The organism is Microbacterium sp. VKM Ac-2923, from assembly GCF_022815605.1.
Taxonomy (GTDB): domain Bacteria; phylum Actinomycetota; class Actinomycetes; order Actinomycetales; family Microbacteriaceae; genus Microbacterium.
Window position 1 is genome coordinate 74,929 of record NZ_JALGRP010000001.1, and the last position, 12,479, is coordinate 87,407.

A 12,479-nucleotide genomic window follows, 5' to 3' on the forward strand; every position below is an offset into this window, starting at 1 on the left:
CCGCGCCCCCGGCCCACGGTCGAGTTCAGAGTCCACGACACCCGGACGTGCTCGGCATACGTCCGGGTGTTCTGGACACTCGAACACCGACGCCCGCCCCACCCCGCCGCCCTAAACGCCGACACACGGCCCTCGCCCCACCCCGCCGCCTCGAACACACCGCGCGGCCCTCGCGCCCGCGCGCCGCGCGTGCCAGCGTGAAGGCATGCGCCGCACCATCGCCGGACTCGACGTCCACACCTCCCGCGACGATCTCGCCGGCCTCGAGGTGCTCCTCTGGCACCACGGCTCACCGCAGACCGGCGCGATCCTCCCGCCCGTGCGGGCCGCGGCCGACGCACATGGCCTCGCGGTGGTGTCGGTGGCGCGGCCCGCCTACGCCGGCTCGCCGCGCCAGGCGGGGCGCACCGTCGCCGACGTCGCGGCGGGGCTGCGGCCGGTCCTCGGCGCCCTCGGCGTGGCATCCCTGATCTCGGTCGGCGCGTCCGGGGGCGGTCCGCACGCGCTCGCCTGCGCGGCCGCGATGCCGGGACTCGTCCGCGCGGTGATCACGTTCGCCTCGCCCGCGCCGTTCACCGGCGAGGACGCGTGGTTCGCCGGCATGCAGGCACCCGGTGGTCTGCGTGCTGCGGCCGAAGGCGAACAAGCGCGCCGACGCTTCGCCCAGACCGACGAGTTCGACGCGGCTTCTTTCGTGGATGCCGACTACGCGGCGCTCCGGGGCGAGTGGGTCGCGCTCGGAGCCGACGCCAGCGCGGCGGAGGCTCTTGGCCCCGACGGACTGATCGACGATGACCTCGCGTTCACGCGGCCATGGGGTTTCGACCTGGCCCGGGTGTCGGCATCCGTCCTCCTCGTGCACGGGGAGCGGGACCGCGTCATCCCTCCGGCTCACGCGAGGATGCTGGCCGCGGCGCTACCCGATGCGACGCTCGACCTGCACCCCGACGACGGTCACGTCTCGGTGCTCCGGCGCCTCGACGCAGCGCTCGACGCGCTCCGACGCTGAGCGCCGCCGCAGGTCGGGGTGCCGGACGCCCGCACGGGCCGGGAGCGACGGTCAGAGGTCGAACTCGGCGCGGATCTCGGCAATGTCCCGCAACTCCTCCCGCAACCGATCGACCAATTCGTGGCCCTCGGCGATCCACCGCTGCGGGGTGCGAAGGTCCGCGTCGTGCGCCCTGTCCTGCCAGCTCTCGTTCCACGCCACGAGGGCGTCCTGGAGCTCCGGTGAGATCGGCAGGGCCTCGCGCGCGACCTGGTGAACCTCGGTGAAGCTCTCCCATAACGGAAGACCGATCGCCCACTCCGGGCGCACGCGGATGAGGCGCCGACCGTTCTCGAGTCGCGGCGGATCGGTCGATCGCAGCTGGCGATCCTGCCAGCTCCAGAAGGCCAGGCGCGAGCGTCGCTCGTCGTCCCGCTCCGCGTCGCCCACGCCCTCAGGCTACGCGTCGACATCGCGCTGTCGTCGGCAGCTGCGCACCACGGTCAGGCGCGAGCTCGACGCCCCACCCGCAGCACCGCCTCACCCACCGCGGCGATCACCGCGGCGAGAGCAAGCGATACCGCGATCGCGGCGAGGGCTGCGGCCGGACCCGTGGCATCCAGGGCCGCTCCGGCGATCACCCCGCCGATCGGCACGCCCAGCGACATCGCGGCGGTGGGGTAGGCGAGGGTCTCGGTGACCCGGCCCTCGGGAGCGCGGGCCGAGGCGACCAGGATGCCGCTGACCATCACCGGCGACACCGCCAGCCCGAGCAGCAGGATCACGACGAAGAGTGCCGGCACCGAGCCCTGCGCGAACGGCAGACCGACCGCGACGACCGCGGCCAGCGTCGCGAAGGCGATGAAGCGCGCGGCGGGGGACAGCTTCCAGGCCCGTGCCCCCGTGATGACCGAGCCGATCGCGATCGCCACGGCGAGGGCGCTGAAAGCGGGGCCGGCGAGCCAGGGCCGCTCGCCGAGCTCGGCCCAGCCGACGAGGCTCACGTCGAACGCGCCGAAGACCCCGCCCAGCGCCACGCACGCCAGGGCGATCGGTACGACACCGGCGGGCGGCAGGACGATTCCGCGTCGGGTCGGTCGCGGGTCCGGTGCGGGTTCCGTCGCGCGCTGCGAGGCGAGCCAGACACCGCCGACGAGCCCCAGCCCGAGCGAGCCGAGCATCGCCACCGCCGGGTCCAGAGCCGCGGCGACCGCGGTGATCGCCGGAGGTCCGGCGATGAACACCATCTGATCAGCGATGGTCTCAAGGGCCAGGGCGGCCGTTCGCTGGCGCTCCGGGGCGAGCACGGTCCAGCGTGCGCGCACGGCCGAGGTCAGGTCGGGGGTCCCGGCTCCCGTCACGAATGCCGCGACGAGCCACGTCCAGAACGGCGCCCCCGTCAGCACGAGGGCGAGCAGACCGGATGCCGCGAGCACGAGGCATCCGAGGGAGACCAGGATGACGCGGGCCTGGCCGTGCCGATCCATGCGCGACGACCACAGGGGAGCCGCGATCGCCATGCCGCCGACCAGCGGTGCCACGACGAGCCCGGCCGAGGCGAAGCTGCCGGTCGCCGCCGACACGAGCAGGATGATCCCGAGCGACAGCGTCGCGCGAGGGAAGCGGGCGAGGATCCCGGCCGCGACGAACGTCCGCGCCCCGGGGAGTCGCAGCACCTGCCCGTACGCGCGGACGCCCTGCGCCGGTTCGGCGGCGACGCTCACGCCGCTATCCCCGTCGCCGTCCGTGGGAGAAGAGCCGGTGACCCGCCCGTCGTACACAACGCAGGAGTTCTGGTGCCGGCGGGCCGTCGGTGTCGGGTTGGGGTGTGGTTCGGGTGGTGGATCTCCTGCGTTGTGTCGGCCGGTCGGGCGCCGCCCGGGCGCGGCGCGGTCGCGTGGGGTGACCCGCCCGTCGTGCACAACGCAGGAGTTCTGGTGCCGGCGGGCCGTCGGTGTCGGGTTGGGGTGTGGTTCGGGTGGCGGATCTCCTGCGTTGTGTCCGCCCGCCCGGCGTTGCCCGCCGCCCGCGCGGCCGCGGCGCCCCGTGCACCCGCGGCGCCGGACCCACCCGCCGCGCCGGACCCAGCCGCAGCGCTCCGCACAGCCGCCCCGCCTCGCCCGCCCGATCGTGCACCGCGAGGCGCACAACTCCTGCGCACCGGCGCCTCACCCGCGCACGGGATCGCAACGACTCGCTGCGGCAGGAGGTGTGCGCGCGCGGCCCGCATCACGCCGTGTAGTCGAATCGGCTGATCTCCTCGAGCGCCTCCACGACGAACGACACGCTGTCCTCGAACAGCGCGGCTCCTGCCGCGGCGTTCGAGCCGGTCGGGTCGCCCAGCACGCCGGTGGGGCCGAAGTCGTTCGACAGCCACCCGAACGTCACGGGCTTCGAGTTGAAGCCGATGTGCCGGAACTCGCCGATGTGCGCCGGCACGGTCGGGGCGAACTGCGCCGGATCGACCAGCTCGGGACGCAGGTGCATGATCATGCTCGTCTCGCCGTAGCCGGCGTGTATGCCGGTGCCGTGCTCGTCGGGGGTGCCGTCGGTGCCGTCGAAGGACGGCACGCGAGCCGCGGGCATGAAGAAGGTGCGCAGGCCGAAGCGGCGCCGCAGCTCGCGGTTGGCGACGTTCAGCAGCGCCACGTTGCCGCCGTGGCCGTTGAGGAACACGAGCGTCCGCGCACGCGTGGTGAGGATCGAGCGGCCGATGTCGACGACCGTCTGCAGCATGGTCTCGGGCGTGAGCCAGAGGGTTCCCGGTGCCCACGAGTGTTCGTCCGACTTCGTGATCGACAGGGTCGGCAGCTGCCAGACGTCCAGGCCCTGTGCGGCGGCCCGCGCGACGGCGGCCGTCGCAGACGCCTCGGCCACGATGGCATCCGTCGCCAGGGGCAGATGCGGGCCGTGGTGCTCGATCGCGCCCGTGGGGAGCACGAGGATCGAGTCCTCGGTCAGGGCTTCGGCTGCGGCGGGGCCGCTGAGCTCGGCGAGAAGACGGGTCATGAGATGATCGCTCCCTTGCGCGCGCCGGTGTAGTCGGGGTTGAGCTTGCCGGGGTTCAGCAGGCCGTTCGGGTCGGTCAGGGACGCGGTCTCGGCGGTCTGCTCGACGTTGAAGTCGACGTTCCACTGGTGGGGGTTGTGCACGCTCACCCCGATCGCGTTCAGCTCGGCGATGCCGCGGTAGACGTCCTCTTCGCTCACGTAGGGCGCGGCGAGCATGCCGATCGGGAAGGCCTTCGTCGACTCGATGTGCAGGTGCGAGCCCGGGAACACCGCCTCGACGGCCTCGATGTCGTCGGCCAACGGGGCGCCGGCGACCTCGAGGTGGAAGACCTCGTGCGGCTGGCTCTTCTGGTACCACTCGATCGGGTGGTTGTAGCTCAGCATCGAGAGGCGGATGCTGGCCTGCGGCCCCTCGCGGACCGCTTCGACACGGCCTCCCGCGCCCTCGATGATCGCGGTGACGGTGTCGATCTGGCCGGCGTCCAGGATCACGCGCAGGCTCGACCGCCCATCGGGGATGGCCTCGTCGGTGGGAAGGGATGCCGAGATCTCGGGCCCGTCGCCCGACACCAGGCGCGGGGAGGGGTCGAGGGTGCCGACGCGCTGCACGACCGACAGCGTCCCGGCGAAGTCGGGGAAGCTCGCCCACAGCCCGCGCCACTCGCGCAGGGGTTCCAGGCGCACGGTCGCGCGCACGATCACGCCCGCCGTCCCGTAGTTGTGCACGTACTTCTGGGCCTCGTCGCCCTCGAAATGGTGGATCGCGTCGCTTCCGTCGGCGTGCACGACGTCGAGGGCGGCGACGAAGCCGCGGTCGTTCGATCCGTGCTCGATCGAGCCGGTGCCGCCGGAGCCGCCGGCGAGGAAGCCGCCGATGGTCGACTGCGCGGTCGAGGGGTACATCCACAGCGCCTGACCGGCGGCCCACGCGGCCTGCTCGAGCAGCACCATCGGTGTGCCGGCCTCGGCCGTGATGAAGCCGTCGCCCACCTCGACGATGGCCTTGGCGCGCGTGGTGTCAATCACCAGTCCGCCCTGCATCGGGATGCCCTGGCCGTAGTTGCCGGTGCCCTTGCCACGCACGGTGATCGGGACTCCGTGACGGGATGCCGCGGCGACGGCCGTGGCGATCTGCTCGGCGTTGGCGGCGAAGACGACGAGGTCGGCGAGACCGAGCGGCAGTTGCGCCGCGATGATCGGGGACATGGGGGAGCCGTCGACGCTGGCGCGCTCGCGCACGCGCGGTTCGGCACTGACGGCGGCGGGACCGAGCAGGTCGAGGAGTTCGTCCTCAAGGGAGAGGACGCGGGTGGCGGTGTCGCTCATGGGGTGTGTCTCCGGGTGGAACGGGTGGGGATGGATGCCGGGGGTCGGGGGGTAGGGGGTCTCGTCGACGAGCTGAGGGATCCGGGCTCGGGCTCGGTGGGTCGTCGCTCCGCTTCGCGAGGGCCCCGTGGGACACGACGCAGGAGTTTTCCGGCCGATCCGGCTGACTTCCGCTGGGCGGGGGGGTGCTCGGCGTCGTAATTCCTGCGTTGTGTCCGCTCGGTCACCGGCGAGGGAGGGACCGGACGGCCCGGCCCGCACGAAGCGGGCCGGACCGCGGCGCGCGTGCGAGCCCTCGCGGGGAGAGAACGGCCGGGTCGGAGTCAGCCGACCCGGCCGTTCGCGTTAGAACGAGATCGAGGTGTCGACGAACTCGTTGGTGTACAGGTCGGCCGGCGTGTAGCCGTCCGCCGGCGGGGTGCCGAGGTCGGTGTAGACCTTGCCGGCCTTGTCGAAGAAGTCCGCGAAGCGGTCGTCGTCGAAGTTGCCGTAGGTCGAGTCCGTGCCATTGCCGACGAGGCCCAGGTCGACCTGCGTCTTGACCGAGTAGTCGGCGACGCCCTGCGTGTAGGTCCAGCCGGTGGCGTACTGGTCGACCAGGTCGAGGATGAGCGTGTTGGCCGCCGCGGGGTCCTTGTAGTAGTCGACGCCGGCCTGCTGCAGCACGGGAACGAGCTTGGTCAGGCACGGCGACAGCTCGTCGAAGTCGGCCGACTTCACCGACACAGACGACTGGTACGTCTGCCATCCGGCGTCGTGGATCAGGGCGAAGTCGACGGGCTTGCCCCACGCCGAGACCTCGTTCTGGTACACGTAGGGCTCGGCCGAGGCGAAGCCCTGCTGCATGTCCTTACCGCCGGCGGCGACGAAGTTCGAGGGCGTGCCGTCGTACGAGCCGTCGAGGATCGAGGCGTCGGCGAGGCCGGCGCTCTTGAGGTACTCGATGTACGCCGAGCCGTCGAAGTAGCGCCAGACACCGCCGTTGGCGGAGAGGGCGGACTTGACGTCATCCACCGTCTTGACGTCCGGGTAGGTCTCGGGGTCCCACATGACCATGGTCGGGCTGATGTCCAGAGGCGCGAAGACGGCCTTGGTGGGCGTGGTGCCCGACAGCTGGATCGCCTCGTCGGTGCTGATGTACCCGAGGGTGATGGCGTCATCCTGGTACATCTGCGCCGAGACGGTCTGGAAACCGATGGCGGGTCCTCCGGCGCGGATCTCGAGGTTCACGCCGGTGTACTCGCCGCCGGCCATCAGGGGACCGGTGACCGCCTTGGTGTTCGCGTCGATCGTGTAGTCGTCCTTGATCATCTCGTAGAGGTGACCGTGCTCGGCTTCGGGGTTCCAGTCCGTCTGGATGACGACGGTCGAGGGGCAGTCGGCCGACAGGTCGACCGCGCCGATCTCCATGTCGGCGGTGGGGGCGGTCTCCGCGGCGCTGCCGGCGCAGGAGGTCAGGGTGAGGGCGATCGCGACGGCGCCGGTGACGGCGGTGCCGCGGACGAGGGTGGAGCGCTGCATGCTGGTTCGCTTTCTGTGACGGGTGGGGCTTCTCGGGTGCGGTGCGGGTGATTTCGGGTGCGGGTGTTTTCGGGTACGCCGGATGCCGCCGTGCGTCGTGCGCGAGCGCGGCATCCGGTGGGGGAGGGGTGCGGGTCAGAGGGTGCTGTCGTACCAGCGGCCGACGGCCACCTTCGACAGCCAGCCGAAGAAGGCGAAGATCGCCACTCCGAGAAGGCACGCGGCGAGGATGGCCGCGAACAGCTCGGCGCTCTGCAGGCGCGACTGGTAGTTGGCGATCAGCGAGCCGATGCCCGGCTCGCCGCGGCGGAAGAAGTAGTCGCCGACGATCGCGCCGATGACCGACAGGCCCGCCGAGGTGCGCATGCCGACGAAGATCGAGGGGAGGGCTGCGGGGAGGGTGAGCTTGGTGAGCACCGTCCACTTGTTGGCCTTCTGCAGGCGGAAGAGTTCGCGCTGGGACTTGTCGACCGACTGCAGACCGAACAGCGTGTTCGACACCATCGGGAACAGGGCGATCAACACGCAGACGATCACGCGGGCGAGGAACTCGTAGCCGAACCAGAAGCCGACCAGCGGCACCAGCGCGAGGATCGGGATGCACTGGAGCATCACGGCGTAGGCGTAGGTGGAGCGCTCGACCCAGCGCGCGAGCGACATCGCGATCGCCCAGCCGATGCCGAGCACCATCGCCACGAACAGGCCGGTGAGGGCGACGCCGGTCGTGCGGAACAGCGCGATCCAGATGTCGGAGCCCACCTGCGGGTCGAAGAACCCGAGGGTGAACATCTCGTGCGGCATGGGCATGAGGAAGCCCTTGCCCGAGGCGCTGAGCCCGATGGAGATGGCGTACCAGACGCCGAGCAGCACGACGAGCACGGCCAGCGGCGGTGCGATGAGGCCGACGCGCGCGGCGAACCCGCGACGGGCGGTGGCCGTGCGCGGCGTCGGCGGTGCGGGCGGGGGAGTGGAGCCGGTGGGCGCGGTCGACTCGATGGCGACCGGCTCTGCAGATGTGGTGCTCATGAGTGTCCTTCCCGAAGGGCGTGGGAGACCTCGCCGACGAGCTTCGCGTACTCCGCGGTGTAGCGGATCTCGGGGTCGCGGGGCATGTCGAAGGGGATCTCGAAGGTGTCGACGAGGTGGCCGGGACGCCCCGACATCACGACGACCTTGGTGGAGAGGTAGATGGCCTCGGAGACCGAGTGGGTGATGAAGAGGCCGCCGAACTTCTGCGCGACGAAGATCTTGATGAGCTCGTCGTTCAGGCGCTCGCGGGTGATCTCGTCGAGGGCACCGAACGGCTCGTCGAACAGGAAGAGTTCGGGGTCGAGCGTGAGCGAACGGGCGAGCGAGGCGCGCATCTTCATGCCGCCCGACATCTGCTTGGGCAGGTGCTTCTCGAACCCGTTCAGGCCGACGAGGTCGATGGCCCATTTCGCTTTCGGGGTGCGAACGCGCTTGGGCTGCCAGTTGAGTTCGGCGAGGAGCTCGACGTTGGACTGCACGTCGCGCCAGGGCAGGAGCGTCGCGTCCTGGAACACGTACCCGATGCGGTCGGTGTTCACGGTGGCGACGCCCTCGCTCGCGGTCTCGAGTCCCGAGGCGATGCGCAGCAGGGTCGACTTGCCGCATCCGGAGGGGCCGACGACGCTGACGAACTCGCCGCGGTTGACGGTGAGGTCGACGCCGGAGAGGGCGGTGGTGCCGTTGGGGAACGTCAGGGCGACGTTGCGGAAGTCCAGGATCGGCGCGGTGGGATCCGCGACGGATACCGGGGCGGGAGAGGCCAAGGTCACGGGGGCGCTCACTTTCCGTTGGGGGCGGGTTACGGCGCCGTCGCGGGTGCGGCGGAGCGGGTGGAGACGGATGCCGCGATCTCGGTCGAGACGGTGGTGCGGCTGACGAGCCGCCCGCGGTGGATCACGACGCGGTCGGCACTGGCGAAGGCGACGGCGTCGCCGAGGGAGGCGGCTTTCACGGCGACGAGGTCGGCGCGGGCTCCGGCGACCGGGCCGGCGAGGGGCAGGCCCATCACGTCGCGGGCGCCGACGGTCACGGCATCCATCGCGTCACCGGGGGCGAGGTGCCCGGCGCTGACGAGGAGCGAGGCGGTCTCGAGGTGGTCGCAGCGCCCCACGGGGTTGAAGGGGTCGCGCACGTTGTCCGCTCCCGCGGCGACGCGCACCCCGGCGACTTTGAGGCGGCCGATCGGCGCGATTCCGCGGGGCACCGCCCGGTCGAGGCCCCACCCCTGCAGGTAGAGGTTGGTGATGGGAAGCGCCACGATGCCGATGTCGGCGGTGCGGATGCCGTCGGCGAGCGTGTCGAGCTCGGCTTCGGCCATCATGCTCAGGCGCACGCAGTGGCCGGCGGTCCGGGGACGGTGCCAGCCCGTGACGGCGGCGGCGTAGGCGGCGAGGGTGTCGAAGCCTGCGAGGCTCTCGTCGGTGTGCAGGTCGAGTCCCACGTCGCGGCGACGGGCGAGGGCGATGAGACGTTCGAGGTCGGCGATCGGGTCGTCGGCGAGGTGCGGGGCACCCCCGACGAGGTCGACGCCGGCGTCGAGGGCGGCCTCGAACACGTCGTCGGCGATGGTGGGTCCGCCGAGGGCGACGAGTTCGACGTCCATGAGGCCGGCGAGCTCGTCGCGGAGGCGCACCATCGCTCGCACGCCGGTCAGGACGTCATTCCCTCGCAGCAGGTCGACGTGCGTACGCACCGCGGTGATCCCGGATGCCAGCATCCGCAGCGCCGTCGAGCGGGCCCGACGGAGCGTGTCTTCTTCGTCGAGGGCCACCGCGTAGGCGTGCCAGCTCTCGATCGCGCGCTCCAGATCTCCGAACGGGGGTTGGATGGCATCCCAGGACTGCGACTTGTCGAGGTGCGCGTGAGGTTCTGCGCCGGCGGCGGTGACGAGGTACCCGGAGAGGTCGAGGGTGATGCCGTCGGTGTCAGGGAGGGGGGTGCCCGCCGGAACGACCGCCAGCACCTCGTCGCCGTCGAGGGCGATGTCGACGACCGCGCCGGAGGCGAGGCGCACGCCGCGAAGGGCGGCGATCGAGGCGGGTGGAGCGGCGGACACGAGGGCCTCCGGAGAGTCGTTGTGACGAGCGGCGAGACGGGCACCACGACGTTGGGGTGAGCCGCCGGGGGCGGCTGCGCCAGTGTTGGTGTGACCAACATCCGGCGATGCTCCGATGCTAGGAACCCTGCGTTTCCGCTGTATTTCTCCCGCGTGACCCTCGTGACAAAGTTCGCCCCGCCCGCGTCAGGATCGGGTGAACGCCGAGGGCGCTGCCTGCTCCGGCGTCATCGTGCCGGGGGTCAGCCGGGCTGGATCGACGGGAGGGAGATTCCGGTCGTCTTCTCTCAGCCGTCCGTTCCGGCCCGGAGAGCGAGGAGGACGGCGTGCTCGGGCGGGAGCAGCGGCATCGCGAGTCCGACCTCGCGCAGGAGGCTTCCGCGCAGGGTGATCCCGGGTCGGTCACCGTGCCACCACGCCGGTGGACGTGTCGACGGCGGCAGATGCTCGACGAGGAGCGGCTCGACGCGATAGGAGAGCTGCGGGTCGAGGCCGGGGAAGCGCACACGGCCGGGCGCGACCACGTCGCTGGTGCCGACGACGGCATAGGAGTACAGCGCCTCTGTGCGATCGCTGGAGACGACCCCGGTCGCCACGACGGCGTCGTCGGGGTGGTCCACGCGCACGACGTCCCCGCTGTGGAGCAGCCCGCGGAATCGCCGGTGAAGCGTCACCCAGTCGCGCAGCTGCGCGATCTCGCTCACGCTGGCTTTGCGCAGGTCCCACTCGATGCCGAGATGCCCGAACACGGCGGTCGCGGCTCGGAAGGAGAGGTCGTGAGTTCGTCCGGTGACATGGGATGCGCCGGAGGCGATGTGGGTGCCCATCATCTCGGGAGGGACGAGCTGGGCGGTCCACCGATTCATGCGTTGCCGGTCGAGCGGATCGATGTTGTCCGAGACCCACACGCGGTCGGTGCGTTCCAGCACGCCCAGGTCGACCCGACCGCCGCCGGACGAGCACGATTCGATCTCCAGCTCGGGATACCGCTCGCGCAGGTCGTCGACGAGTGCGTAGAACGCGAGCGTCTGTGCGTGCACGGCGGGCCGCCCGTCGGATGCCGTCCCGGCGTCGATGAGGTCGCGGTTGTGGTCCCACTTGATGTAGTCGATCCGATATTCGTCGAGCAGGGCGAACAGGGCGTCGCGGATGTGGGCGTAGCACTCCGGGATGCCGAGGTTGAGCACCTGCTGGTGGCGGAACTCGACCGGATGCCGGCTCCCGGCGGTCATCATCCACTCGGGGTGTGCGCGAGCGAGGTCGGAGTCCGGATTGATCATCTCGGGCTCGAACCACAGCCCGAACTGCATGCCGCGACCGCGGACGTGATCGACGAGGGGGTGGAGGCCATCGGGCCAGACCTCGGGGGAGACGACCCAGTCGCCGAGCCCCGACGTGTCATCCCGCCGACTGCCGAACCAGCCGTCGTCCAGGACGAATCTCTCCACTCCCAGCTCGGCGGCGCGGTCTGCGAGCTCCGTCAGCGTGGGGAGGTCGTGGTCGAAGTACACCGCTTCCCACACGTTGAGGGTCACGGGGCGAGCGCTCCGGGGGTGGTCGGGCCGGGCGCGGAGGTGGTCGTGGAAGCGGCGCGCGATCCGGTCGAGGCCCTCGCCGTAGCTGGCGTAGACCCAGGGCGATCGGTACGTGTCGCCGGCGGACAACTGGATCTCGCCGGGGAGCAGGAGCTCGCCGCCGGACAGGAACTGCTCCCCACTGTTGTGTCGCTGCACCTCGTGGACGTGGTTGCCGGACCAGGCCACGTGCATCGCCCAGATCTCTCCCGACGAGAACCCGAACCCGGGAGTTCCGGCGTGCAGGACGTAGGCGGAGTCCGCGCCCGTGCGGCCGCGTCGAGCTTCGCGCCGATGTGCGCCGACCACGATCGGATGACGTTGCGGGGCGCGCTCGTTACCCCACCGTCCGCCGAAGTCGAGGGTCTCGGAAGCGCGCGCGGGCACGGGGAGGCTCAGCTGCATCTCGTCGACCTGGTAGTCGTCCTCGCCGAGGTTCGTCACAGCGGCGCGCATCCTGACGAGCCCGCGGGGATCCATCTCCACCTCGAGGAGGAGCTCGAGGGCGGACTCTCGATCCTGGGCGCGGATGCCGACCCGCCCGCCGTCGGCGAGATCGACCGTCGGGGTGGTGGTGACCACCGGGGCGCCGTCGACCGTTCGTGCGCGGACGTCGACGGTCTGGAACCTCGGCGACCAGGCCCGGCCGGCCCGGGACCCGCTGAGGCCGGGGCGGCCCATCCACCCGCGCCAGTGCTCGGGCACGATGCCGACGCGCACGGGCTCGTCGGGCTCGTTCGCGGCGATCGGCGTGAGGGAGGCGCGGGCGAGGGCGTCGAGGTCGGCCGCCGTGACGAGCCCGGGATCGGCCCCCCAGTGCAGAACGGTGGGAAGAGCCCCGCCGTCGAGATCGAGGATCAGGGACACTCCGGCCGCGCGGAGCGAGATCCGGGTGAGGGGCTTCGTCGTCACGGGTGGTCTCCTTCGGAGGCGAGTCGGGTGAGCGGGGTCGAGCGGTGCGTCGGTCGGTGGCT

General features: G+C 71.4%; 10 protein-coding genes. 1 reads left to right on the forward strand and 9 read right to left on the reverse strand.

Going from position 1 to position 12,479, the window contains the following annotated elements; translation table 11 throughout:
• Positions 1 to 205 precede the first annotated feature (205 nt).
• The gene (locus tag MT347_RS00290) at positions 206 to 1,009 is read left to right on the forward strand and encodes an alpha/beta fold hydrolase (protein WP_243497071.1); all 804 of its coding nucleotides are present in this window, start codon (positions 206 to 208) and stop codon (positions 1,007 to 1,009) included.
• Positions 1,010 to 1,060: 51 nt separating this feature from the next.
• Here the strand turns inward: MT347_RS00290 and MT347_RS00295 are convergent, their stop codons facing one another.
• From MT347_RS00295 to MT347_RS00335, 9 genes are all read right to left on the reverse strand, one after another.
• Positions 1,061 to 1,438, reverse strand: a complete 378-nt coding sequence (locus MT347_RS00295; RefSeq protein ID WP_243497072.1) for a hypothetical protein — start codon at positions 1,436 to 1,438, stop codon at positions 1,061 to 1,063.
• A 53-nt stretch (positions 1,439 to 1,491) separates the two neighbouring features.
• Entirely contained in the window at positions 1,492 to 2,712 is a 1,221-nt protein-coding gene (locus MT347_RS00300) for an MFS transporter (RefSeq protein ID WP_243497073.1), read from the reverse strand.
• Positions 2,713 to 3,217: 505 nt separating this feature from the next.
• Positions 3,218 to 3,997 carry a creatininase family protein gene (locus tag MT347_RS00305; RefSeq protein WP_243497074.1) on the reverse strand — a complete coding sequence of 260 codons (780 nt, stop codon included), beginning with the start codon at positions 3,995 to 3,997 and terminating at the stop codon, positions 3,218 to 3,220.
• The gene (locus MT347_RS00310) at positions 3,994 to 5,325 is read right to left on the reverse strand and encodes an FAD-binding oxidoreductase (protein ID WP_243497075.1); all 1,332 of its coding nucleotides are present in this window, start codon (positions 5,323 to 5,325) and stop codon (positions 3,994 to 3,996) included. The genes MT347_RS00305 and MT347_RS00310 overlap by 4 nt, the downstream gene beginning before the upstream one ends.
• A gap of 345 nt (positions 5,326 to 5,670) precedes the next feature.
• Positions 5,671 to 6,846, reverse strand: coding sequence for an ABC transporter substrate-binding protein (locus MT347_RS00315; protein ID WP_243497076.1), 1,176 nt, complete (start codon positions 6,844 to 6,846; stop codon positions 5,671 to 5,673).
• A gap of 135 nt (positions 6,847 to 6,981) precedes the next feature.
• Positions 6,982 to 7,872: an ABC transporter permease gene (locus MT347_RS00320; RefSeq protein WP_243497077.1), complete on the reverse strand. Its 891-nt coding sequence runs from the start codon at positions 7,870 to 7,872 to the stop codon at positions 6,982 to 6,984.
• Positions 7,869 to 8,645 carry an ABC transporter ATP-binding protein gene (locus tag MT347_RS00325; protein WP_243497078.1) on the reverse strand — a complete coding sequence of 259 codons (777 nt, stop codon included), beginning with the start codon at positions 8,643 to 8,645 and terminating at the stop codon, positions 7,869 to 7,871. The genes MT347_RS00320 and MT347_RS00325 overlap by 4 nt, the downstream gene beginning before the upstream one ends.
• Positions 8,646 to 8,674: 29 nt before the next feature.
• Positions 8,675 to 9,931, reverse strand: a complete 1,257-nt coding sequence (locus tag MT347_RS00330; RefSeq protein WP_243497079.1) for an amidohydrolase family protein — start codon at positions 9,929 to 9,931, stop codon at positions 8,675 to 8,677.
• A 287-nt stretch (positions 9,932 to 10,218) separates the two neighbouring features.
• Entirely contained in the window at positions 10,219 to 12,417 is a 2,199-nt protein-coding gene (locus MT347_RS00335) for an alpha-galactosidase (RefSeq protein WP_243497080.1), read from the reverse strand.
• Positions 12,418 to 12,479: the final 62 nt, after the last annotated feature.